This window comes from Thalassobaculum sp. (assembly GCF_965223715.1).
In the GTDB taxonomy this organism is placed as follows: Bacteria; Pseudomonadota; Alphaproteobacteria; order Thalassobaculales; family Thalassobaculaceae; genus Thalassobaculum.
This window is the reverse complement of sequence record NZ_OZ245012.1, coordinates 112,799-136,233: the sequence shown is the minus strand read 5'-3', so window position 1 is coordinate 136,233 and position 23,435 is coordinate 112,799. Positions and strand designations below refer to the sequence as shown.

At 70.0% G+C, this 23,435-nt stretch carries 23 protein-coding genes and 1 pseudogene; 5 read left to right on the top strand and 19 right to left on the bottom strand.

The annotated features are described in order from the left end of the window. The 3 genes from puhE to idi are packed head-to-tail and all read left to right on the top strand — an operon-like array spanning window position 1 to window position 2,637. Window positions 1-846: a putative photosynthetic complex assembly protein PuhE gene (gene puhE / locus ACOQOP_RS00645; protein WP_420564381.1), complete on the top strand. Its 846-nt coding sequence runs from the start codon at window positions 1-3 to the stop codon at window positions 844-846. Window positions 847-877: 31 nt separating this feature from the next. Further along, the gene (gene hemA / locus ACOQOP_RS00640) at window positions 878-2,098 is read left to right on the top strand and encodes a 5-aminolevulinate synthase (RefSeq protein ID WP_420564380.1); all 1,221 of its coding nucleotides are present in this window, start codon (window positions 878-880) and stop codon (window positions 2,096-2,098) included. A 17-nt stretch (window positions 2,099-2,115) separates the two neighbouring features. After that, a complete protein-coding gene (gene idi / locus ACOQOP_RS00635) occupies window positions 2,116-2,637 on the top strand; it encodes an isopentenyl-diphosphate Delta-isomerase (RefSeq protein ID WP_420564379.1) in 522 nt (173 codons plus the stop codon). Window positions 2,638-2,908: 271 nt separating this feature from the next. Here the strand turns inward: idi and pufC are convergent, their stop codons facing one another. The 12 genes and pseudogenes from pufC to ACOQOP_RS00575 form a co-directional block, all read right to left on the bottom strand. Next, complete coding sequence (pufC, locus tag ACOQOP_RS00630) at window positions 2,909-3,952, bottom strand: photosynthetic reaction center cytochrome PufC (protein ID WP_420564378.1); 1,044 nt, start codon at window positions 3,950-3,952, stop codon at window positions 2,909-2,911. A 14-nt stretch (window positions 3,953-3,966) separates the two neighbouring features. Continuing rightward, the gene (pufM, locus tag ACOQOP_RS00625; protein ID WP_420564377.1) at window positions 3,967-4,926 is read right to left on the bottom strand and encodes a photosynthetic reaction center subunit M; all 960 of its coding nucleotides are present in this window, start codon (window positions 4,924-4,926) and stop codon (window positions 3,967-3,969) included. Window positions 4,927-4,944: 18 nt separating this feature from the next. Further along, window positions 4,945-5,769 carry a photosynthetic reaction center subunit L gene (gene pufL / locus ACOQOP_RS00620; RefSeq protein WP_420564376.1) on the bottom strand — a complete coding sequence of 275 codons (825 nt, stop codon included), beginning with the start codon at window positions 5,767-5,769 and terminating at the stop codon, window positions 4,945-4,947. A gap of 206 nt (window positions 5,770-5,975) precedes the next feature. Then, window positions 5,976-6,098, bottom strand: a pseudogene (gene pufA, locus ACOQOP_RS00615) (light-harvesting antenna LH1, alpha subunit); the annotation flags it as partial. A 13-nt stretch (window positions 6,099-6,111) separates the two neighbouring features. Continuing rightward, a complete protein-coding gene (gene pufB, locus ACOQOP_RS00610) occupies window positions 6,112-6,339 on the bottom strand; it encodes a light-harvesting antenna LH1, beta subunit (protein WP_420564375.1) in 228 nt (75 codons plus the stop codon). A 137-nt stretch (window positions 6,340-6,476) separates the two neighbouring features. Continuing rightward, a complete protein-coding gene (locus tag ACOQOP_RS00605) occupies window positions 6,477-6,704 on the bottom strand; it encodes a hypothetical protein (RefSeq protein WP_420564374.1) in 228 nt (75 codons plus the stop codon). Between the two features lie 31 nt (window positions 6,705-6,735). After that, window positions 6,736-8,199 (bottom strand): chlorophyllide a reductase subunit Z, encoded by a 1,464-nt coding sequence (gene bchZ, locus ACOQOP_RS00600; RefSeq protein ID WP_420564373.1) that lies wholly within the window; start codon window positions 8,197-8,199, stop codon window positions 6,736-6,738. 3 nt (window positions 8,200-8,202) lie between these two features. Then, entirely contained in the window at window positions 8,203-9,696 is a 1,494-nt protein-coding gene (gene bchY, locus ACOQOP_RS00595; RefSeq protein WP_420564372.1) for a chlorophyllide a reductase subunit Y, read from the bottom strand. Window positions 9,697-9,703: 7 nt separating this feature from the next. Next, on the bottom strand, window positions 9,704-10,690 hold the full coding sequence (locus tag ACOQOP_RS00590; RefSeq protein WP_420564371.1) for a chlorophyllide a reductase iron protein subunit X: 987 nt from the start codon (window positions 10,688-10,690) through the stop codon (window positions 9,704-9,706). Further along, on the bottom strand, window positions 10,687-11,628 hold the full coding sequence (gene bchC / locus ACOQOP_RS00585; protein ID WP_420564370.1) for a chlorophyll synthesis pathway protein BchC: 942 nt from the start codon (window positions 11,626-11,628) through the stop codon (window positions 10,687-10,689). The genes ACOQOP_RS00590 and bchC overlap by 4 nt, the downstream gene beginning before the upstream one ends. Before the next feature lie 111 nt (window positions 11,629-11,739). Further along, complete coding sequence (locus ACOQOP_RS00580; RefSeq protein WP_420564369.1) at window positions 11,740-12,888, bottom strand: methyltransferase; 1,149 nt, start codon at window positions 12,886-12,888, stop codon at window positions 11,740-11,742. A 12-nt stretch (window positions 12,889-12,900) separates the two neighbouring features. Beyond that, a complete protein-coding gene (locus ACOQOP_RS00575; RefSeq protein ID WP_420564368.1) occupies window positions 12,901-13,770 on the bottom strand; it encodes a polyprenyl synthetase family protein in 870 nt (289 codons plus the stop codon). 105 nt (window positions 13,771-13,875) lie between these two features. Here ACOQOP_RS00575 and crtD point away from each other — a divergent pair, with 105 nt between their 5' ends. Then, window positions 13,876-15,483 carry a 1-hydroxycarotenoid 3,4-desaturase CrtD gene (gene crtD / locus ACOQOP_RS00570; RefSeq protein ID WP_420564367.1) on the top strand — a complete coding sequence of 536 codons (1,608 nt, stop codon included), beginning with the start codon at window positions 13,876-13,878 and terminating at the stop codon, window positions 15,481-15,483. Window positions 15,484-15,506: 23 nt separating this feature from the next. Then, window positions 15,507-16,325: a carotenoid 1,2-hydratase gene (locus ACOQOP_RS00565; RefSeq protein ID WP_420564366.1), complete on the top strand. Its 819-nt coding sequence runs from the start codon at window positions 15,507-15,509 to the stop codon at window positions 16,323-16,325. A gap of 3 nt (window positions 16,326-16,328) precedes the next feature. Here ACOQOP_RS00565 and ACOQOP_RS00560 read toward each other — a convergent pair whose 3' ends face one another. Genes ACOQOP_RS00560 through bchI form a run of 7 tightly spaced genes read right to left on the bottom strand, consistent with a single transcriptional unit; the run spans window position 16,329 to window position 23,294 of the window. Beyond that, the gene (locus ACOQOP_RS00560) at window positions 16,329-16,487 is read right to left on the bottom strand and encodes a hypothetical protein (RefSeq protein ID WP_420564365.1); all 159 of its coding nucleotides are present in this window, start codon (window positions 16,485-16,487) and stop codon (window positions 16,329-16,331) included. 4 nt (window positions 16,488-16,491) lie between these two features. Beyond that, the gene (locus ACOQOP_RS00555; RefSeq protein WP_420564364.1) at window positions 16,492-16,965 is read right to left on the bottom strand and encodes a TspO/MBR family protein; all 474 of its coding nucleotides are present in this window, start codon (window positions 16,963-16,965) and stop codon (window positions 16,492-16,494) included. Between the two features lie 12 nt (window positions 16,966-16,977). Further along, complete coding sequence (locus ACOQOP_RS00550; protein ID WP_420564363.1) at window positions 16,978-18,054, bottom strand: phytoene/squalene synthase family protein; 1,077 nt, start codon at window positions 18,052-18,054, stop codon at window positions 16,978-16,980. After that, window positions 18,035-19,576 carry a phytoene desaturase family protein gene (gene crtI / locus ACOQOP_RS00545; RefSeq protein WP_420564362.1) on the bottom strand — a complete coding sequence of 514 codons (1,542 nt, stop codon included), beginning with the start codon at window positions 19,574-19,576 and terminating at the stop codon, window positions 18,035-18,037. The genes ACOQOP_RS00550 and crtI overlap by 20 nt, the downstream gene beginning before the upstream one ends. 20 nt (window positions 19,577-19,596) lie before the next feature. After that, window positions 19,597-20,535 carry an alpha/beta fold hydrolase BchO gene (bchO, locus tag ACOQOP_RS00540; protein WP_420564361.1) on the bottom strand — a complete coding sequence of 313 codons (939 nt, stop codon included), beginning with the start codon at window positions 20,533-20,535 and terminating at the stop codon, window positions 19,597-19,599. Between the two features lie 9 nt (window positions 20,536-20,544). After that, window positions 20,545-22,275 (bottom strand): magnesium chelatase subunit D, encoded by a 1,731-nt coding sequence (locus tag ACOQOP_RS00535; protein WP_420564360.1) that lies wholly within the window; start codon window positions 22,273-22,275, stop codon window positions 20,545-20,547. After that, window positions 22,272-23,294: a magnesium chelatase ATPase subunit I gene (gene bchI, locus ACOQOP_RS00530; RefSeq protein ID WP_420566561.1), complete on the bottom strand. Its 1,023-nt coding sequence runs from the start codon at window positions 23,292-23,294 to the stop codon at window positions 22,272-22,274. The genes ACOQOP_RS00535 and bchI overlap by 4 nt, the downstream gene beginning before the upstream one ends. Window positions 23,295-23,435: the final 141 nt, after the last annotated feature.

Genomic DNA, 23,435 nt, shown 5'->3' with positions numbered 1-23,435 from the left:
GTGCCGGATCTCGCCACATACGGCCTGCCCCTGCTCTTCGCGCTGGGGCTCTGGTGGTTCAGCACCGGGCTGATCCTGTGGCTGGTCCGGCTGCCGCGCCAACATCGGCCGGCGGTCCTGACCGGGGCGACCCTGCTGCTGGCGATCGCCCTGATCGCCATCGTCGGCACGGCCGGCGACACCAGTGCGGCGGCCGGCTACCACGCCTTCGCCGCCGCCCTGGCGGCCTGGGGCTGGCACGAGCTGGTCTTCCTGCTCGGGCTGGTGACAGGGCCGCGCAAGACGGCCCTGCGGCCCGGGGCATCGGGGGCGGAGCGATTCCGCCAGGCCACCGCCGCCATTGCCTATCACGAGATCGCCCTGGCGGCGACGGCGGGCCTGCTGTTCATGCTGACCTGGGGGGCGGAGAACCAGGTGGCGGCCTGGACCTTCTTCGCGCTGTTCTTCAGCCGGCTGAGCGCCAAGCTGAACCTCTTCCTCGGCGTTCCGCATTTCGCCGACGAGCTCATGCCCGACCACCTGCTGCATCTGCGCAGCTATTTCGCTGTGCGCGCCATCAACCCGCTGTTCCCGCTGTCGGTGACCGCGATCACCGTGGCCGCCGCCCTGACCCTGGCCGCGGCCTGGCATCCCGGCACCGCGCCGATCGCCGTGGCCGGACAGATCTGCATCGCCGGCCTGCTGCTGCTCGCCGCGATCGAACACTGGTTCATGGTGCTGCCGATCCGCGACGCCGCCCTGTGGCGCTGGGCCGCCGGCCGGACCGCGCCGGTGCCAGCCGCACCGATCGATACCGATACGACCCGTTTCGAACCACGCCCGACCCCGGCGGCCGGCTCTGGATGAGCCCGGCACCGCGACTTCAGAGGAGGTGACCATGAACTACGAATCCTTCTTCCAAGGCCAGCTCGAGGCCTTGCGGGACGAGGGCCGGTACCGGGTGTTCACCGATATCGAGCGCCACCGCGGCGCCTTTCCCCGGGCCCGGCGCCACCGCGACGACGGCTCCGACCCGAGCGACGTGACGGTCTGGTGCTCCAACGACTATCTCGGCATGGGCCAGTTCCAGCCGGTGCTCGACGCCATGCACGCCGCCCTGGACCAGTGCGGTGCCGGCGCCGGCGGCACCCGCAACATCTCCGGTACCAACCACCACCACGTGCTGCTGGAGCGCGAGCTGGCAGATCTGCACGGCAAGGAGGCGGCCCTGCTCTTCACCTCGGGCTACGTGTCCAACTGGGCCGCGCTGAGTACGCTGGCGGCCCGGATTCCGGACTGCGTGGTGCTGTCGGACGAGCTGAACCACGCCTCCATGATCGAGGGCATCCGCCACAGCCGGGCGGAGAAGATGCTGTTCGCCCATAACGATCCCGAGGACCTGAACCGCAAGCTGGCGGCCCTGCCGGCCGACCGGCCGAAGCTGGTGGCCTTCGAGAGCGTCTATTCGATGGACGGCGACATCGCCCCGATCGCCGAACTCTGCGACGTGGCCGAAGCCCATAACGCCATGACCTATCTGGACGAGGTGCATGCCGTCGGCCTGTACGGGCCACGCGGCGGCGGCATCTCGGAACGTGAGGGCGTGGCCCACAGGCTGACCGTCATCGAGGGCACCCTCGGCAAGGCCTTCGGCGTGATGGGCGGCTACATCGCCGCCTCGGACGCCCTGTGCGATTTCGTGCGCAGCTTCGCCTCGGGCTTCATCTTCACCACCGCCCTGCCGCCGGCGGTCGCCGCCGGTGCCGCCACCAGCATCCGGCACCTGAAGACCAGCCAGATCGAGCGGGAACGCCAGCTCGACCGGGTGGCCAAGGTGCGCGCTGGTCTCGATGCCGCCGGCATCCCCCATCTCGCCAACCCGAGCCATATCGTGCCGGTCATGGTCGGCGATCCGGTTCACTGCAAGCAGATCAGCGACATCCTGCTGGAGGATTTCGGGATCTACGTGCAGCCGATCAACTACCCGACCGTGCCCCGCGGCACCGAGCGGCTGCGCATCACCCCGTCGCCGATCCACTCGGACGCCGACATCGCCCATCTGCTGAAGTCGCTGGGCAAGGTCTGGTCGCGCTGCGGCCGCAGCCGGATGGTGGCCTGACCGGCATGGACCCGGCTGTGGCACAGGATCCCCAGATCCCGGCTGTCGCCGCCGACGGTTCCCTCTACCCCATCGGCAAGATGGCGGCCCACCGCCAGGGCGTCCTGCACCTGGCGGTGTCGGTCTTCGTGACCTGGCGCGGGCGCCTGCTGATCCAGCGGCGCGCCTTCTCGAAGTATCATTGCGGCGGGCTGTGGGCGAATACCTGCTGCAGCCACCCGCACTGGCGCGAGACGGCGGCCGACGCCGCCCGGCGCCGCCTGGCCGAGGAGCTCGGCATCACCGGGATTGGACTGACCCCCATGGGCGAGCTGTCCTACCGCGCCGATGTGGGGGGTGGGCTCGTGGAGCACGAGCATGTCCACCTGTTTCATGGCGCGGCTCCGGACACCCTGGCCCTGGACCCGGATCCGGACGAGGTCGCCGAGACCCGCTGGATCGGCGTGGACGCACTGCGCGGCGAGCTGGGCAGCGACGCGTCCCGCTTCGCGCCCTGGTTCCGGATCTACGCCGACCGGCGGCCCGACCTGATGGTGTGACCGACCGGCTCGGCTCGTCCCTTCCCTATCCCTTCATCCCACTTTCGCACTCCCCGGATTTATTCCGGGGCCTACGCCTGTCTGAGGTGGAGTCTTCATCGAGAGATCACCGGCATCCGTGCCGCCGAACGGTAGGCCCCGGAATAAATCCGGGGAGAGGGAGGAAAGGGAGCAGCAAAAAAATTGGGCCGGTCAGCTGAACGCTGGATCCGGCCCAAGGAGAGGGATGAGAAGGGCGCCGGCTTGGGAGGGGCGCTCTTCCCGGACGCCGTCACTTCATAGGGGCGAGTGACGGGTACTTGTCGAGCATCGTCACGCCGTAGAGCGGCTTGAAGACACCCTGGTGGCAGGTGGCGCAGTTCGCCTTGGCGACGTCGCCGGTCGGCCCCAGTCGGTTCTCGGGGAAGGTCCCCTGCAGCGGCGTCAGGTAGTCGGCGTTGAGGCCCTGGACCATCCGGATGCCGTGCCAGGCCGTGGTCCGGGCCGGCGGGCTCAGCTCCCAGCTCCCCATCGCCTGGGTGTTGTGGCAGTAGGTGCAGCCGACCCCGAGGCTGTCGGCCATGTGCATCATCAGCCCGTAGGTCTCCTCGGTTTGCTTGATCGAGGCACCGCCGGCATCGGTCGGCAGGGCGGCCGTGGCCTGAACCCGGATGTTGCCTTCCGCCGCCAGATAGCTGGACAGGGACGTCGCCGGCAGGGAGGTATAGCCGTTCTGCGCCGACGGCCGGTTCTGGTCGTGGTTCCAGCCGAGCATGCCCTTGCTGCCATAGCGCTGCGGCTCCGCGTCGAACCAGACGTTCTCCGGCACCGGATTGCCCCGGTGACAGGTGTAGCAGGTCACGCCGGTCTCCTTGACGTGGTCCTGCCAGTTGGCGTTCACGTCGCGGGTCATCTGGATCATCCGGCGGGCGACCACCTTGGTATAGACGGAGTCGTCGGCCAGGTTGTCCGGATTGTGGCAGTAGTTGCAGCCCTGCTCCGGTGATACCCACTCGGTGATCGCCGTCATCAGGCGGATGAACTGCGGCTCCGGCAGGTCGCCCAGGACCTGGACGTTCTCGTAGACGTCACCCGCCTTGTCCGCCTGGGCCAGGTCGGCCGGGCTGTCGAGCGGATAGATCTCCTCCGGGATCGCGTTCAGCGCGGCCAGCATGGCCTGCTCCCGGGGGTTGTTGGGTTCCTGCATGCCGGTGCCGCGATAGCCGGTCTGCTCGTAGCCGATCGGCGGACGCTCCCAGCCCACGGTGAAGAAGAAGGCGATCACCAGAAGTCCGAGGAACGGAAGGACGGCCGCTAAGACGCCGAAGTTTTTCATGACACAGGCCCTCCTTACTGGGTCGGATCCGGGGTGGGCGCCCACATTTCCGGATAGGCCGGCGCGAAGTCGTGCTTCACCGCCCACAGGTACCAGTTATCGACCACCGTTCCGGTCAGCAGGATGCCGATGCCGCCGGTCAGCGGGCACAGCACGGCGAACCACCAGGCCCAGCGGTGGATGGATTCCATGGAAGCGTTGAAGCCCATGGTCCAGCGCCAGAACAGGGCGGCCCGTTCGGAGGCGGTGCCGCGGTCGACAATCTGCTCGATCTCCCGCTCGCCGCCGTACTTGCCGACCGCCAGGATCGTCGCGCCGTGCATGGCGAACAGCAGGGCCGAGCCATAGAGGAACACGATCGAGAGGGCGTGGAACGGGTTGTAGAACAGGTTGCCGTAGCGGATCGAGAAGGCCGCCGTCCAGTCGAGGTGCGGGAAGATCCCGAAGGGTACCGCCTCCGACCAACTCCCCATCAGCAGCGGCCGGATGAAGCCGAGCACCAGGTAGAGCCAGATCGCCGCGGCGAAGGCCCAGGCCACGTGGGTGCCCATGCCGAGCGCCCTGGCCCGTGAGTACATGCGCATCCACCACAGCATGATCGAGGTGGTCAGCATGAAGCCGGTGAACAGCCACCAGCCGCCCTCGTTCATCGGCGGGATCGAGAGCCCGTATTCAGGCGCCGGCGGTTCCAGGGCGAGCCAGGGAAGCTGCCGCACGAACTCGATCGGATTCCAGTCCACCGAGGCCCACATGTTGAGCCCGATGGTCACGAAGGCGGTCAGGCCGAAGGCCAGGGACGCGAGGCCCAGGGTGCCGAGATAGATCGGCCCGATCTGAGCGTTGCCGATCCAGCCTAACGCTTGGACGGTGGTCGGCGTGCCGATCCTCGGCTCGTCGCCGGCGGGCAGCGGGACACCGTAGTGCGGATGACCCTCAACCCGGACGCGTGTGAAGATATTCTGATAGTGAGCCATGTCTCTCTCCTCACCCGGCTAGCCCCAGACCGGCAGGTCGAGCCACCAGTTCCACCATTCGGGCCAGCCGCGGGTCCAGAACGGCCCGCTGATCACGATACAGACGGCACTCCAGAAGCCGGCGTTCAGGGCCACGAACAGGCCGAGCCGGTGGATGCCCAGCGTTCCGACCGAGTAGCCGATCGTGTCGCGGACATAGGTGTCCTCATGCTCCGGAGTCTTGATGGTCTCGCCGGGTTGCGGGTTGACCGATGACAGCACCACGGCCCCGTGCAGCGACAGCAGCAGACAGGTGGTGAAGAAGAAGGTCACCGCCAGCATGTGCGCCGGGTTGTAGTGGAAGTGCAGGAACTGGTATCCGACGTTCGACACCCAATCGAGGTGACTGAAGATGCCGTAGGGGAAGCCGTGTCCCCAGGCGCCCAACAGGAACGGCCGGATCACCACCAGCGTCACATAGGCGAAGATCGCCACGCCGAAGGCGATAGGCACGTGGTAGCCGATGCCCAGCTTGCGGCAGATCTCGACCTCGCGCAGGGCCCAGGACACGAAGGCCCCGATGGCGCACATGGTGATGATCTGCCAGAGCCCGCCCTCGGCCAGCGGCGCCAGGGCCAGGCCGTAGCTGATGTCCGGCGGGGCGATGTTGATCAGCCAGGGATTCCAGGTCGGGCCCAGGGCCGCCCCCCAGAAGATCAGGGCGGTGCCGAGCACCGAGAAGAAGATCGTCAGGACGCCGAAGAAGCCGACATAGAACGGACCGAACCAGAAATCGAACAGATCCCCACCGATCAGCGTTCCGCCGCGCACCCGATATTTGCGTTCGAAACTGAGCAAAGCCATTGTCGTGCTCCTCGCATGGCCGCCTTGTTGTCCATCCGCAGGGAAAAGGGTCGGTCAGCGGCCGAAGGCGTCCTGCGGTTTTGGGGACGGACGGGGCTGTTGGGGCACACCGTCCGCTCCCCCTTTTGGTGCCGGGAAGCCAGCCGGAAGGATCATCGCGCGACCCCCCGGTTATGGTCGTCCCGGAGAGACCGTCCTCAGGCCCCCAGCCAGTTGAAGCGCTCGGTGCTCAACAGGATGAAGTGGATGAGGAAGGCCAGGATCCCTAGGAAGACGAACTGCCCGATGAGCGCCCGTCTCGGATCCATGATCAGCCAAATTCTCCACATTGCTCGTCCCTCCCTAGACCAGGTTGACCAAAGAGGTCGCAGCGACCTTGACGCCGTCGATCATCGACTGCGCGTAGCCGTCTGGGCCCGGGATCCAGGGCCGCCACATCCAGACGAGGATGTGGGCGACCACCGCGATCGCGGTAAAGATCAAGAACCCCTGCATGTAAAAGCGGTGGAATTCCTGCGCTTCACCTTCGGTCAAACCCGAAAGGGAGTCGGCCCGATTGGGATCTACCATGATGTTTCCCTTCGGATACTTCCTTCATGCGTTACCGCGCTTCTCCCGCACGGCAGAGACCGCGCCGACGGCGGACCGAAGCCCGTCCGTCCTTGCGGATGCCCGCCCGGCCTGAGCCGGACGAACCTGGAAACCCGCTAACCCATCATCGCGTAGGGCAGATACGCGCCCGCCGCGGCGCGCGCCTCGGCGAAGATGGAGCGGGTGGACTGGTCGGACGGAGGCCAGGGGCGCCAGCGGGCGGGTAGGACCCGCGCGACGATGGCGGCCGACAGGAACAGCGGCAGGGTGAGCACGAAGAGCAGCCGGTAGTCCCGGTGGTCCGTGCCGTGGCCATGTCGCCGCGGAGGTGTGTGCGTGTGCATCTCTCATTCCTCCCGTCTTGTCGTCCGTTGATCAGGCAGCCCGTCCACCTTTCATCGCGAACAGCGCCTGAGTGACTCTCTGAAGCGTGATCCGTTCCTCGCCGGCGGCCTGGGCGTCGCGTTCAACGCGGTCGCGCAGCTGCTTGGCGGCGGAGATCCGGACCAGGAAGGGGGCGGCATCCACATGCCGGTCGAGCAGGACCTGCGCGTCGGCGTCCCAGGGACGGGTCGACGCGTCGGCCGCCCTGGCCGGCGTCGCCTCGACCCGGTCCATGTCGACGGACAGGGGCAGGATGTTGAACAGGGCGTCGAACAGGGCGTTGCAGTATTCCTGCACCACGTAGGTCGCCCCGGCGTAGCCCATGAACGGCGTGCCGGTGGAGCGCCGCACGATCGCGCCCGGGAAGGACGCCGGAATGTACTGCGCCCGGCAGCCGAGCTCGGCGGCGTAGAGCCGTTCGTTGTAGGAGCCGAACAGCACCAGCGGCGGCGTCTTGGCGATCGCCTCCTTGACCGCGGCATTGTCCGACTTGGCCCCGGCCTTGCGCGGGATCGCGAAGCTGCAGGCGATGCCCAGCTCGTCGGTCAGGAAGCGGTTGAGCCCGCGGGTATAGGTATCGGTCGCCACCACCGCGTAGGAGGCGGTGGGGAAGAAGTCCTGGGTGACGCTGCGCCACAGGTCCCAGATCGGCTTCAGGGTCGTCTGCTTCTCCCGGGCGATGAAGGGCTCCGGGTCCAGGCCGGTCAGTTCGCCCAGTTTGCGCAGGAAGTTGGTGGTGGCGTGCATGCCGATCGGCGCCTGCAGGTACGGCCGGTCCATCTCCTCGCAGAGCGTGCGGCCGAATTCCCGGTACAGGCAGATGTTCACATCCGCGTCGGGCAGCTTCTTGACGTCCTTCAGGTGGCTGCCGAGCGGGAAGACCATGTTGATCTCGCAGCCGATGCCTTCCACCAGCCGGCTGATCTCCGCCAGGTCGGAGGGCATGTTGAAGGTGCCGTAGATCGCGCCGATGATGTTGACGCGCGGCTTCGCACCGTCCTTCTTCTTCATCTCGGACCTAGCCGGGACCTTCTTGCCGCCGAACTCGGTCCACAGCCAGTAAAGGGCACGGTCCGCACTCTGCCACTGGTCCTCGTCGATGGTGCGCGGCAGGAAGCGGCGGATGTTGGAGCCTTCCGGCGTCACGCCGCCGCCGATCATCTCCGCAATGCTGCCGGTGACCACGACTGCGGGAATGCTCTCGTCCTGGGTCGAACTGGCCCGGCGCAGCGCCTGCTCGGTGCCGTTCATCGACAGCTCGTCCTCGGACAGGCCGGTGACGGTGACCGGAAGCTCGTGCGGCGGCAGGCCGTCGGTGTAGTGCAGGACCGCGGTGACCGGCAGGTTCTCGCAGCCGACCGGTCCGTCGATGACGCAGCGCAGCCCCTTGATGGCGGTGAAGACGTAGACCGCGCCCCAGTAGCCGCCCGCCCGGTCGTGATCGAGAACCAGCATGGCTCAGTCCCCCGCCGACATGGACAGGGCCGCCGCCCGGGGCGGCACGGTGTATCCGGCGCTGTCGCCGGTGCCCACGCCCTCGAAGAACGCCACCATGTCGGCGAAGCGGTCCCGTCCCCCGGTCTGCGCCGCCACGATCGCGGCCATGGAGGCCGCACCGGCAGGGCCGAACAGGGGACGGGCGGAGACCATGTTCGTGAAGTAGACCGCCGGCGTTCCTTGCTCCTTGGCAGTCTGCACCAGTGGCGTGGTCCCCAAGGCCAGATCCGGCTTCACGTCCCGCATCGCCGCGATGTCCTGCTCCAGCGAGGCGCGGTACTGCACATGGCAGCCCTTGGCCTCGAGCCACTCGCGGTCGTCCTTGCTCCACTCGGTCTTCGGGCAGGCCGTGCCCACATAGGGCACCCGCGCGCCCGCCTCGATCAGCAGCCGGGCGACCAGCAGCTCGGAGCCCTCGTAACCGGAGACGGTGACGGTCGCCTTGACCGGATTGCCGGCCAGCGCGCCGCGGATCGCCGGCAGGGCGGCGGCCTTGGCGGCGTCGATCTGCTTGTCGGACACGCCGGCGGCGGCGCCGATCTTCTCCAGCCAGGCGGCAGTGCCGTCGACCCCGACAGGGCCGGAGCCGACGACGGGGCGGCCGGCGGTCGCGAACTCGCGCACGCTGGCGGTGTAGAACGGGTGCACGGCGGCCGCCACACGGCTGTCCAGGCAGGCGTAGAGGTCGCGCCATTCGCGCGAGGGAAGCTGCGGGGCGACCGACAGGCCCATCGGATCGAGCAGGGCGCCGATGCCGACCGGGTCGGCCGGGAACAGCTCGCCGATCAGCGTGACTGTCGGGCGGTCGTCCTTCAGCGAGCGCGGGCGCGCCACCGGCCCGGCCTCGGCCTCGAGCCTGGCGTAGCGCAGCATGGCGCCGGCCAGCACATCCTTGGCTTCCGCATGGGTCGGCACGCCGAAGCCCGGCACGTCGATGCCGATCACCCGCACGCCGTTGATCTCGCGCGGCAGCCGATCGAGCGGCACGCCGGAGGCGGTGGGGACACAGAGGTTGATGACCACCACGGCGTCGTACTTCTCCGGGTCCGCCATCTCCTTGGTGGCGTCGCGGATATCCTCGTAGAGCTGGCCGGTGACCAGGGTCTCCGAGTTGAACGGCACATAGCCGACCGTGCGACGGGCCCCGTAAAAATGCGAGGTGAAGGTCAGGCCGTACACGCAACAGGCCGAGCCCGACAGGATCGTCGCCGTGCGGCGCATGCGCAGGCCGACCCGCAGGGAGCCGAAGGCCGGGCACATGGATTGCGGCTGGTCGTGCGGCCCCTTGGGATAGTCGGCGGCAAGCTGGTCGAGGGTCTCGCTCTTGCCGGCCGAGCGGGCCGCCTCCTCCATCACGCCGGGTCCGGCATGACAGCCGAGTAGGGCCTTCTCCGCCTTCTTCTTGGCGGCGGTCGGTTCCGCGGCTTTCCGGGGATCTGGGCCGATATCCTGCATGACGCCCTCACACGCCTTCGTAGACGACTTCGAGGGAGGGCTTCGGAGCGTAGGTCGCCCCGCACATGTCGGCGAGTGTCGCCGGCTGGAGGGTCACGCCGCGGCCGACCGCCTCGCCCTTGAACAGGCCGAGCAGGTCGTCGTGACTGAGCGGGGTCGGGCGCACCGGCGGTGCCTCCGCCGCACGCTCGGCCAGGCCTTCGAACAGGGACGCCCATTCGGTGCCGGGACGACCGATGATCTCGTAATTGGCACTCTTGCGGCGGATGTCTTCATGGGCCGGGATCTCGGCCAGGACCGGGATGCCGACCGCCTTGGCGAAGGCCTGGGCCTCGCCGGTGCCGTCATCCTTGTTGATCATCAGGCCGGCGACGCCGACATTGCCGCCGAGGTTGCGGAAGTAGTCGACCGCCGAGCAGACGTTGTTCGCCACGTAGAGCGACTGTAGGTCGTTGGAGCCGACCACGATCACCTTCTGGCACATGTCGCGGGCGATCGGCAGGCCGAAGCCGCCGCAGACCACGTCGCCCAGGAAGTCTAGCAGCACGTAGTCGAAGTCCCAGTCGTGGAAGCCCAGCTTCTCCAGCAGCTCGAAGCCGTGGATGATGCCGCGCCCGCCGCAGCCGCGGCCGACCTCGGGCCCGCCCAGTTCCATGGCGTAGACGCCGTCCCGCACGAAGCAGACGTCGCCGATCTCGACATTCTCGCCGGCGGCCTTCTTCTTGGAGGAGGTCTCGATGATGGTCGGGCAGCTCCGCCCGCCGAACAGCAAAGAGGTGGTGTCGCTCTTCGGGTCGCAGCCGATCAGCAGCACCCGCTTGCCCTGCTGGGCCATCATGTAGGACAGGTTGGCGAGCGTGAAGCTCTTGCCGATCCCGCCCTTGCCGTAGATCGCGATGACCTCGGTCTTCTTGGCGGGGGCTTGCTCGGAAGCCGGGCCGGTGGCGACCGGGTCAACGGCGAGCGTGGCCTGCGCTGTCTGGGTCGGCGTCATGAGAACGCTCTCCAATCCATGATCATCTTGAGGCAGTCGGGATCCTCGAAGGCGGTGCGGTAGGCGCTTTCGGCCTGCCCCGCCTCCATCCGGTGGGTGATCAGGCCGTCCAGGGACAGCCTTCCGTCGGCGATCAGCACGGCGGCCGCCGTGAGGTCGGCCGGCTTCCACTCGGCGGCAATGCGGATACGCGCCTCGCGCATGAAGGCTGGCGGGAAGGCGAAGCCCAGGGGCTTGCTGTAGAAACCGGCCAGCACGATCTCGCCCCCGGGGGCCAGACAGGCGATGACGGTGTCCAGGATCTCGGAGTCGCCGCTGACGTCGCAGATCACGGCGTAGTCGCGGCGGTCGTCGTCCATGGGATGAACGACCTGGTAGCCTTCCGCTCCGGCCCGCCGTGCGGCGTTGGTTTCCCAGACGACCGGGGCGGCGGCGCCGCGCTCGGCGGCGAGGGCGGTGGCGATCCGGGCGATCAGCCGCCCGAGGACGCCATGCCCGACGATCAGTTGCGGCAGCGCCCCGGAGCCGGAGGCGATCGCATGGTAGGCGGTGGCGGCCAGCGCCATCAGCGCGCCGCGGTCGCCCAGGTGTTCATCGATTGCGACGGCACGGGCCGAGGGAACCACCAGGCGGGAAGCGGAGCCGCCGAACAGGCCGCGGATCTCACCGAAACACTGGGCGCCCGGGACGAAGACCCGCTCGCCCGACCGGGCGCCGCCGGCGATCCGGCCGACCGTCTCGTAGCCTGGCACCAGCGGATATCCCATCCCGGGAAACACCGGCATCTGACCCGAATACAGCAGGCGCTCTGTGCCGGTGCTGACCCCCGTCCACTCAATATCGACCACGACGTCGTCCGGACCGGGCTGGGTCAGCTCGATGGCGCGAAGCGACAGGCGTTCCGGCTGTTCGAGGACGATGGCGTGGGCGGAGAGCATCAGACGGTTTCCTCCGGGTCGGCGGGTTTGATCCGCTCTATCTGAATTGTCAGTCTATATTTACATTTTAGAGTGTCAATTCTTTTTGACATCTTTTCTTAACCATCAGCCTTACACGTCGGCGACCAGGAGACGGGCCAGCATGGGGCGGCGCATCGGCAGTTCCCGCACCGTGCGGAATCCGGCCGCGGCCAGCATGGCGCGCAGGGTCTCCACGCTGCGGCAGCGGCCGCGGCCCATGGCCATCAGGTAGAATCCGAAATAGGCGTCGCCGATCGGCTCGGGTCGGTCGGCATCGGTCATCACCTCGGCCAGCAACAGCCTTCCGCCCGGGGCCAGGGCCGCGCGGGCACGCTCGAGCAGCCGGGCAACCCGCATGTCGTCATGATCGAAGCAGACCCGGATCAGCGAGACGACGTCCGCCCCGCCGGGCAACGCTTCGCGGTGGAAATCGAGTCCCCGCGCCTCGGCCCGGTCGGCAAGACCCTCGGTCGCGAAACGGTCGCGGGCCAGCTCCGCCACGGCGGGCAGGTCCAGCACCAGACCCCTTAGGGCGGGGGTGCGGTGCAGGGCGGCGGCCAGGAACCGACCGCTGCCGCCGCCGATATCCATCAGCCGCCGGTGACGTCCCATCGGATAGGCGTCCAGCACGTCCTCGGCGATCATCGGGACCGAAGCGGCCATGAGCTCGCTATAGGCCCCGACCCGCTCGCCGCTCAGCCCGGCCGCCTGTTCCGTGGTGCCATAGCCCCAGTACCGCTCCAGCGCCGCCTCACCCGCCCCGCCCCGCAGCAATGCGGCGGGATCCGCCAGGTCGGCATAGAGGGCGGCGTGATGCTCGATCATCTCCGCCACGCCGGCATTGCCGAGCAGGGCGGCACCCAGGTCCGCAAGACCGTAGACACCCTCGCCGCAGCGCCGAGTCAGGCCCAGGGCACTGGACGCCCGTAGCAGCCGCTCCACCGCGTCGGGGGCGAGGCCGGTCTTGTCGGCAAGGTCGGAGACGGTACGCGGTCTTCCCGCCATCCTCTCGGCGATGCGGAGCCGGACAAAGGCGACGAGGATCTGAGAGTAGACGAAGCCGGCGCAGAGATCGAACAGCGCCCGTCCCTTGCGCCGGGCGATCCACCGGGTGAGCGGGAAGCCGCTGGCGAAGCGCTGGAAGCGCGGATCGGCGATCAGCCGGACCCGCAGCCCCTGCCAGCGCTCGTACAGGGACCGCATCCCAGGGAGCACCGCCGGTGCGGGGTGATCGGCCATGGTCGGCCGCCGTCAGGCGGCGTGCCGGACCGCGCCCTTGGGCAGGATCTTGCCGCCTTCGGCCATGACCATCTCGCACAGACCGTCGCGACCCGGGCAGTCGGGAATCGACGCGATGGCCCGGCGCATCAGTTCGCCCAGCCACTTCTTCGCCCCGTCGAGGCCGAGTTCGCGGGCGGCATTGGGACGTGCATGGGCCTGGTCCTGGCCGACCGGCTTGCCGATCACCTCTGGGTCGGCGATCAGGTCGCAGATGTCGTCCGCCACCTGATAGGCCTGCCCCAAGCCATTGCCGAAGGCCATCCAGGGATCCCCCGGCCGGCCGGCGGCGATCGCTCCGGCGGCGGCGGCACCGGCGAACAGTGCGCCGGTCTTCGCCCGCTGATAGGCGGTCAGGTCGATCTTCGCCTCGCCCTCCCAGGCCTGGCCGGCGCAGATCCCGCCGGGCGTGCCGACGGCGCGCCCCACGGCGGCGACCAGCGGGGCGAGTCGCTCGGGCCGTGATGCGGCTTCCCGGGCCAATGTCTCGAAGGCCATGACGATCAGCGCGTCCCCGGTCAGCACGGCCAGCGGCTCGCCATAGGCCCGGTGCAGCGACGGCTTGCCGCGCCGGGTCGACGCGCCGTCGAAGGCCGGAAGGTCGTCATGGGCCAGGGACGCGCAATGCAGCAGCTCGATCGCCGCCGCCGCCGCGTCGCTCACCCCCGGGTCGTCGTCCCCGCAGGCCGCGGCGACGCCGAGCAGGATGCGGGGACGGATCCGGTGACCGGCCGGGAACACGGCATAGCGGATGGCCGCGGCCAATCCGGGAGGCGCCTCCTGGGTTTCTCCCACCGACACCGCCGCCTCGAGGGCCTGCTCAATCCTGAGCCTGATGTCCATCTCCGCCTCCCTCGCGTATTCATGTGTAAATTATATTGGACATATTTTGTTGTTATATATTCTATACACACAGTGAATCTCCCGGCAACGAACGATTGCGATCCCATGATCCGCCCGGACTGGAAGCGCACGTCCCCCGATCCGATCCCCGCCAGCGACCGGGTGATCGTCATCGGTGCGGGGATGGCCGGACTGTCCGCGGCCATCCTGCTGGCCGCCCGGGGCCTGGCCGTCACCGTCGTCGAGGCGGCCGACCATCCGGGCGGCAAGATCCGGGCGGTTCCCGTGGACGATCGGCCGGTGGATTCCGGACCGACCGTCGTCACCATGCGCTGGGTCTTCGAAGAACTGTTCGACGATGCGGGGGTGGCGCTGGACGCCCATCTCACCCTGCGTCCGGCCGAGATCCTGGCCCGCCACGCCTGGAGCCGGGACGAGCGTCTGGACCTGTTCGCCGATCCCGAAAGGTCCGCCGCCGCGATCGCCGATTTCGCCGGTGAGGCGGAGGCCGACCGGTACCGCGCCTTCTGCACTCACGCGGCCCGGGTCTACCGGTCGCTGGAAGGGCCGTTCATCCGCGGCCCACGGCCCACGCCGATCGGGCTCGGCCTGGCCGGGGGCGTGACGGGTGCCCGCGACCTCGTCGCCGCCCAACCCTTCGCCACCCTGTGGGAGGGGCTCAGCCAGCGCTTCGGCGACCCGCGCCTGCGCCAGCTCTATGGCCGCTACGCCACCTATTGCGGCGCCTCCCCCTTCGAGGCGCCCGCCACCCTCATGCTGATCGCCCATGTGGAACAGTCCGGGGTGTGGACGATCGACGGCGGCATGGCCCGCCTGCCCGAAGCCCTCGTCGCCGTCGCGCGATCGCTGGGCGCCGAGTTCCGCTTCGGGACCGGGGTGGAGCGGGTCCTGGCCGAGGGCGGCACCGCCTCGGGCGTCCGGCTGGGCAACGGCGAGAGCCTTGCGGCCGACGCCGTGCTGTTCTGCGGCGATGTCAGCGCGCTCGCCGGGGGGCTGCTCGGTCCTTCGGCAAAGGGAGCCGCGCGGGCCACGCCGCCCGAGCGGCGCTCCCTGTCGGCTCTCACCCTGTCGATGCTCGCGGAGGCCGACGGCTTCCCCCTGACCCGACACAACGTCTTCTTCCGCCCGGATTACCGCGGCGAGTTCGAGGACCTGTTCGACCGCCGCCGCCTGCCGCGCCAGCCGACCGTCTATGTCTGCGCCCAGGACCGCGATGCGGACGACGGAACGCACACGGCCGGGCCCGAGCGGCTGTTCGCCATCATCAACGCCCCCGCCACCGGCGACAGCCACGACTTTCAGGATGAGGAGACCGAGCGATGCCTGGACAGCGCGATGGATCTGCTGGCGCGGTGCGGCCTGAGACTCGCCGCGACGCCGGAACGCACGGTCGTGACGACGCCCGCCGATTTCGCCCGGCGCTTTCCCGGCACGGGGGGCGCGATCTACGGACCGGCGGGCCACGGCTGGCGGGCGGCGTTCGAGAGGAACGGCGCCCGGACCCGCGTGCCGGGCCTGTACCTGGCGGGGGGCAGCGTGCATCCGGGACCGGGGATCGCGATGGCGGCGCTGTCGGGACGGCAGGCGGCCGATCGGATCCTGGCGGACCTGACTTCGCGCAGCCGGTCCCGCCGGGTGGCTATGCCTGGTGGTATGTCGATGCGATCAGCGACGACGGGACCTGCGGACTGACCATCATCGCCTTCGTCGGCAGCGTGTTCTCGCCCTACTACGCCTGGGCCGGCCGTCGGGATCCGGAGAACCACTGCGCGGTCAACGTCGCCCTGTACGGCGCCGAGTCGGACCGCTGGGCGATGACCGAGCGCGGTCGCGCCGACCTCACGCGCACGGCGGACCGCTTCTCCCTCGCCGGCTCCTCCCTGCACTGGTCGGGCAGCGAGCTGATCATCCAGCTAGACGAGCGGGCCACACCGCACATGACCCCGATCCGCGGCACCGTCACCCTGACGCCCGAGGCACTGCCCGGCCGCGCGTTCCCGCTCGATCCGGCCGGCCGGCATGTCTGGCAGCCGATCGCCCCGCTGGCCCGCATCTCCGTGGAGCTCGACCGACCGCAGGCCCGCTGGCGGGGCCACGCCTATCTGGACGCGAACCGGGGGGACGAGCCGCTCGAGGACGGGTTTCGGCGCTGGGACTGGTCTCGGCTGCGCAAGGACGGAAGCGCCGTGGTGCTCTACGACGCCCAGCGCCGGGACGGCAGCGACCTGCGCATGGCCCTGCGTTTCGATGCCGGCGGCGGCGTGGAGGAAATCGTGCCGCCGCCGCAGATCTGCCTGCCCGACGGGTTCTGGGGCGTGCGGCGGAACAGCCGGGCGGACACCACGAACGGCGCCGCCATCCGCCGGGTCCTGGAGGACAGCCCCTTCTACACCCGCGAGATGCTGGAACTGCGCCTGGGCGGACAGGTGTCGGTGGCGATCCACGAGAGCCTGGACCTGGACCGCTTCGCAAACCCGGTCGTCAAGCTGATGCTGCCGTTCCGCATGCCGCGCTGGACCTCGCGCCGGCCCTGACGGTCAGCAGGGCTCCGTCTTGTCCTCGCGCGCCGCCTCGCGTTCGCGCCGCTCGCGCTCCCGCTTGAGCTGGTTCAGCTCCCGGAGCTGCCAGAAGCCGATCCCGAACGCGACCACGACGATGAAGAGTGGCTCGATCAGCGCCAGCATGTCCGAGGACATCGCCCTACCCCCTCGCCTCGCCCGGGTTCAGACGCACGATGCTGAGGTTCAGCGCCCCGGCGAAACTCACCCAGGCCAGATAAGGCACCAGCAGTCCGGCCGCGAGCCCGGAGATCGGCAGGAAGGCGACGATAGTGGCCAGGATCGCCAGCCACAGCAGCAGCAGCTCGTAGAAGGCGAGATCCGGGCGCCGCAAGCCGAAGAACAGCGGCGTCCAGACGGCATTCAGCAAAAGCTGAGTGGCGTAAAGCGCCATCGCCGGGGCCATGGCCGGCCAGGTTCCAACCTTCCAGACCAGCCAGCCGGAGACCGCGATCATCGCGTAGAGCACCGTCCAGGCAGGGCCGAACAGCCAGTTCGGCGGACGCCACGGCGGCTTGGCAAGCTGCTCGTACCACTGGCCCGGCTTGAAGAAGACGCCCGTGAGGGCCGCGGCCGTGCAGGCGGCGATGAAGACGAGCAGGGCAGGATCGAACAACCGGTATCTCCCTCAGACCTGACCGAGCGGTGCCCCCGCCGGTACTGATCTAGGGCGCCGATCCCCCCGTTCCAGGCGCATGACCAGGTCGGTCGTCCAGACCGCACGCTCGCCGAAGGTTCTTCCCGGCTGCGGACGGGGGGCCGGGCTCGTCTCCACCGCCTCCACCAGGAACCGGGTCTCGGCCAGCGGCTCGGCCCGCAGGCCGGGCATGATCCGCTGGCCGGAGAGCAGGGCGCCGGCCAGCAGCCAGAGCTTGCGGCGGCGGCCGACCACGGCTCGGCCGTCCACCCCGTTATGGCCGCGCCGCGCCACCTCCCGGCCGATCTCGGCATAGAGCAGATGGGCCGCCCGCACCCCGGTTCGGCAGCCGATCGGCAACTGCCCGATCCCGGCATGGGAGCGGCTGTAGAGCCGGTCCGCCTCCGCCAGCAGCCGGCGTACCACCTCGCCCAGCGCCTCGTCGTGGCGCGGCTCCGCCCGCCAAGCCTCGGGATCGATCCCGGCCTCGCGCATCCACTGCTTGGGCAGATAGAGCCGGCCGGCCCGGGCGTCGGCGCCGATGTCACGGGCGATGTTGGTGAGCTGCATCGCCACCCCCAGATCGGCCGCGCGGGCGATCACCGGGCCCGACCGCGCGCCCATCAGCAACGTCATCATTGCACCCACGCTGCCCGCCACCCGGGCGCCGTAGGCCCGCAGCTCGTCGATGGTCTCGTAGTCGCGCCCGAGCGCGTCCCAGGCGAAGCCCTCCACCAGCGCGTCTGGCAAGGCCCGCGGCAGGGCAACGCGCGCGACCACCCGGGCAAAGGCACGGTCGACGGGATTGTCCGCCGGCCGCCCGGCATAGATGGCGTCGAGCCGCCGGCGCACCGAGTCCACCGCCGCCTCGACCCGGCCCGGATCGGCCTCGTCGACCGCGTCGTCGGCGGTACGGCAGAAGGCATAGAGCGCCAGGGCCGGCTCGGCGACCGAGCCCGGCAGCAGGCGCGAGGCGGCGTGGAAACTGCGCGATCCCTGGGCGATCAGCGCGCGGCAGGCCAGGCGGTCGGCCGCCTCCCGCGCGGCGTCAGCGGAGCGCGTCGGCATGGGGCACCACCGCGTCGAGGATCTTGGCCGAGCACAGCACGCCGGGCACGCCGGCACCGGGATGGGTCCCCGCGCCGACAAGATACAGCCGCTCCACCTCCTCCGACCGGTTGTGTGGGCGGAACCAGGCGCTCTGGGTCAGCAGCGGCTGCAGGGAGAAGCCGGCGCCCAGCGGCGTGTTCAGGCTGTCGCGGAAATAGGACGGCGTGACCATCCGCGAACTCACCACCGCCTTCTCCAGACCAGGGAGGACGGTGGCGGACAGATGCGCCTCGATGCGCCGGCGATAGGGCTCGGCCGCCGCCTCCCAGTCGATGTCGGCCCTCAGGTTCGGGACCGGCGACAGCACATAGAAGGCGTCGTGCCCGGGCGGCGCCAGGGAGGGGTCGGTGGCCGTCGGCCGGTGCAGGTACAGGCTGAAATCCTCGGCCAGCACCCGGCGCCGGAAGATGTCGTCCAGCAGGCCGCGGTAGCGCGGGCCGAGCAGGATGCTGTGATGGGGGACGTCCTCGTAGCGCCGGTCGGTGCCGAAATACCAGACGAACAGGCTCATGGAGTACCGCGTCCGCCCGATGCGGCGGTCGCTCCACCGGCGACGGGCGGTGCGCCGCAGCAGATGTCCGTAGGTCCAGCCGGGATCGGCGTTGGAGACGACCAGATCGGCCGCGACGGTCTCGCCCGAGGCGAGCCGGACCCCGACCGCCCGGCGGCCGCTGGTGACGATCTCGTCGATCTCCTCGCCGCAGCGCAGGGCCCCGCCCTGGCCCACGATCAGCCCCGCCAGCCCAGTCACCAGGGCGCCGGTGCCGCCCATGGCGAAATGCACGCCCCAGCGCCGCTCCAGCTCCGGGATCAGGGCATAGACCGCCGTGGTGCGGAACGGATTGCCGCCGATTAGCAGCGGATGGAAGCTGAGGATGGCCCGCAGGTCGGGATCGCGCACATGCTTCGCCGCCAGCCCGTGTACCGAACGCAGCGCCCCATGGGTCAGCAGGTCCGGGGCCAGCTTCGCCATTCCGAGCGGGTCGTGCATCGGCTGGTCGCCATGGCCGAGAAAGGCGAGATCGCAGAGCCGGCGGCACTCCGCCTGGAACCGGATGAAGCCCGCACCCTCCCCGGGGAACAGCGCCTCCACCCGTTGCCGCATCAGGTCCTCGTCGCGGCAGACATCGATGTACCGTCCGTCGGCGAGGGCGATGCGGTAGAACGGGTCGAGTTCCCGCAGGTCGATATCGTCGGACATCCGGCGCCCGGCGAGGCTCCACAATTCCTCGAAGACATGGGGCACGGTGATGATGGTCGGCCCGGCATCGAAGGTGAAGCCGTCCTGCCGGAACACCGAAGCCCGGCCGCCGGGGGCATCGAGCTTTTCGAGAACCGTCACCCGATAACCGCGGGCGCCGAGCCGCACCGCCGCGGCGAGCCCACCAAACCCGGCGCCGATCACCACCGCATGGGGCCTCGGATCGTCCGGGCGGCCGGGCGCCTGGGCCGGGGGCCGTTGCGCGGCAACACGTCCCATCGGGAGGTCGAGTGTATCCATTAATTTACAGTACGTGTGTCCAGTTCTTTTTCCAAGCCTGAAGCCGGTACCGGAAGCACGCCGATCTCGCGAGCGAAGCGGCGGATCAGATCGGCGATCTCCGCCGGTCGCTCCTCATGGGCGAGATGGCCGCCCCAAGACAGGGTCTCCAGCCGCGCGGTCGGGATCGTCGCCGCCAACTCGGCCGCCTGCTCCGGCGGCACGATCCGGTCGCCGGCCGCCGCGACCAGCACCAGGGCCGCCGGCAGCTCCGGCAGTTCGCGGGCAAGGCGCCGCAGGTCCCAGTTCGCCATCATCCCCAGAGTCCCGGCCACGTGCCGTGGACTTGAGGCCAGACGCCGATAGATCGCTGCACTGGCCGGATCGACCCGGGACCCGGTGCCGGAGATCAGCCGATCGAAGATATCGGGGCGTGAGAACCGGCGGGACAGGAAGGCGGGGGTGATCGGGTTGATCGCCATGAGCTTGGCCAGGGGCGAGAACAGCCGCCCGGCCATGCCGCCGAACGGCAGCAGCGCGCCGTTCAGACTGACCAGGCCACGCAGGGCCGGCCGGCGGTCCAGCACGCAGCGGGCCAGGATCGCCGCCCCCGCCGAATGGCCGACGCCGAGCACCGGCGCGATCTCCAGGGCGTCCAGCAGTTCGGCGACCCCATGGGCCATGCCCGGCAGCGAGAGCCCGTACTGGGACGCGACCCCGGTGAAGCCGTGCCCCGGCAGGTCGGGGGCGACCACCGTGAAGTCGCCCGCCAGCTCCGCCACAAGGCCGGCCCAGCTATGGGTGGAGGCCCCGGTGCCGTGGAGCAGCAGCAGGGCGGGCCCGTCCCCCGCCACCTGGACATGCCAGCACAGCCGCCCGGCCCGCACGAAGCGGCTGTGGACCGCGTTCGGCCAGGCCGGTCCGTCCCGGTCCCAGTCCAGATCGCGGGCGGAGGCCAAGGGACCGGCCTAGCGCCCGCGCGCGGCGATCACCGCGCGGGACACCGCCGCCGCATCCGCCTGGGGCAGCGGCAGGTAGAGCCCGGCCATGGCCGCCGCCAGCTCTGCCGCTTCCGGCCGGGGCCGCGGGCTGGTGTCCAGCACCAGGGCGGGTAGGCTGTCCCCGGCGATGCGGCGGGCGGCGTCGGTGGCGTCGCGGCCGGCAGCCTCGCGCCCGGGCTCCCCGTCACGGCCGATATTGGCCCGCCCGTCGGTGAGGACGACCAGGGAGGGTGTGCGCCCCTCGCGCCGGACCGCGCGGGCGAGACCGGCGGCCATGTCGAGGCCGGAAGCCAGGGGCGTTCCCCCGCCGCCCGGCAGCCCCGCCAGCATCCGCTTGGCGCGGACCAGCGAGCGGGTCGGCGGCAGCAGCAGGTCCGCCTCCGCCCCGCGAAACGCCAGCAGCGCCACCTGGTCCCGGCGCACGTAGCATTCCGCCAGCAGCAGCTCGACCGCGCCCTTGGCCTCGGCCAGGCGGTGCAGGGCGGAGGAGCCGGAGGCGTCGACCACGAAGACGGTCACGCTCTCGCTCCGATGCTTGTAGCGCACGACGCGGAAATCCTCCGGCCGGACGATCACGGACGCCCCCTGCCGGCCGCGCAGCCGCTGCCAGGGAGCCGCCGCGCGCAGGGTGTCCGCCAGGTTCAGCCGATCGCCGCGCCGCGGGTCTCCCGGCACGCTGCCCAGCGGCCGGCCGCGTCGGCGCGACGCCGCTCCCTCGCCCCGACGCCCGGCGGAGTTCCCCGGCCGTCGCGGCGCAAGTCCGGCGGCGAGACGGGCCAAAAGATCCGGCGGCAGGACGGCGCGGGCCACCTCCACCAGCCGGTCACCGGCGGCATCGGCCGTGGCCTGTTCGGAAGACGGATCGCCCTCCTGCGGCGGGCTGGGCGGCGGTGGAGGTTCCTCGGCGGCCGCGTCCTCCGGCCCCGCCGGAAGCTGGGTCGCGCGCAGGGCATAGACCAGCCGCACGGCCGCTTCCAGATCGGCGCCGTCGACCGTCCCGCGCCCGCTCCAGGCGGCATGGCAGCGGGCGATCTTCAGGGCGCAGACGGCCATGCGCAGCGAGTCGACCCCCAGCGCCAGGCCGGCCGCGCACAGCGCCTCCCGCTCCCGGTCGGCGATCCGGACCTCCGGCAGGCGGTGCCGCGCCCGCTCGATCGCCCCAGTCATATCGTCGGGATATCGTTCCGGAGCGGCCGCCAGATCAATGGCAAGCCCCAGCCGGTCGAGCAGGGCCGCCGGCACCGGGTCGTCATCGTCCCGCCCCTCGTCGATCGCCACCACGGCGAGGCGGGCCGGCCAGACGGCGCTGATGCCCTCGCGCTCCGCGGTCACCGTGCCCGTGTCCAGCGCCGCGGCAAGGCGGGAGGCGGTGGCACCGCTCATCCGCTCGGCCATGGGGACGACCAGCACGCCGCCATCGCTCTGCGCCAGCAGGCCGCGCTCGACGACCGTCCGCCCGCTGCGCAGGGTGGCGGCGAGGTCGATGCCACCGATCAGCCGGTCGTCAGCCACGTGGGACGGCAGCCGGCGCACCGGCATCTCGGCCGACAGGCAGGACCGCAGGAATGCCGTCCATCCGTCCAGGGCCGGTCCGACCCGGGCACGGACCCACACGCCACCCAATCCGAACGGATCGATGGCCAGGAGCACGGCCGCCAGAGCGGCATCGCTGTGAGGCGGTGTCGCCGGCGCGCTCACGCCGCGAAGCAGTCGTCGAGCACCCGCTCGACGCGGACGGTGGCGCCCACATCGTCGAGCGGATCGCGCCGCAGCCGATGGCGCAGGGTCATCGGCGCCACCCGCCGCAGATGGTCGACGGAGGCCGTCTTCTTGCCCTCAAGCGCGGCCAGCGCCCGGGCGGCGCGGATCAGGATCAGTTCGCCGCGCAGGCCGTCTGTGCCCAGCGCCAGACAGATCTCGGCCGCCCGTTCGAGCACGGCATCCGGAACCTGGACCTCACCGAGCAGGCGGCGGGCGCGGACGATCTTGCGGCGGATCGCGGCCTCCTTGCCGGACCAGCTCTCCACGAACCCGTCCTTGTCCCGTTCGAAGGCGTCGCGGCGGCGGATCACCTCCACCCGGTCCTTCAGGTCCTTCGGCGTGGTCACCTCCACCGACAGGCCGAACCGGTCGAGGAGTTGCGGGCGCAGCTCGCCCTCCTCGGGGTTGCCGCTGCCGACCAGGACGAAGCGGGCGGGGTGGCGCACGCTCAATCCCTCGCGCTCCACCACGTTTTCACCCGAGGCGGCGACGTCGAGCAGCAGGTCGACCAGATGGTCCTCCAGCAGGTTGACCTCGTCGATGTAGAGAAAGCCCCGATGGGCCCGGGCGAGCAGGCCCGGCTCGAACCGCTTCTCGCCCCGGCTCAACGCCACTTCGAGGTCCAGTGCGCCGACCACCCGGTCCTCGGTGGCCCCCAGCGGCAGGTCGACCACCGGGATCGGCACCTCGCCCGTCTTGCGCCGCCCCGCCGCCTTGCCGCAGGCATGGCCGCAGAGGTCGGCCGGGTGGGCCGGATCGCAGTTGAAACGACAGCCCTCCACCACCTTCATGGTCGGCAGGAGGTGGGCCAATGCCCGGATCGCGGTGGATTTCCCGGTCCCGCGCTCGCCGAAGATCAGCACGCCACCGACACTCGGATCGACAGATGCGACTGTCAAACCAAGCAGCATTTCCGACTGCCCGACGATCGCACTGAAGGGATACAAAGCCGCCATACGCGCCATGATGTCGTGTCGCGCGATCGATCACAAGCGCGGAAAACGGGCGCTTTGCTCCGCGGAAACATGAGAGACTCGCACAAACGGCGGGGCTTGCCCGGCTCCAGAACTGTCGCGTAGGGTTGACAGTCCAAGTCG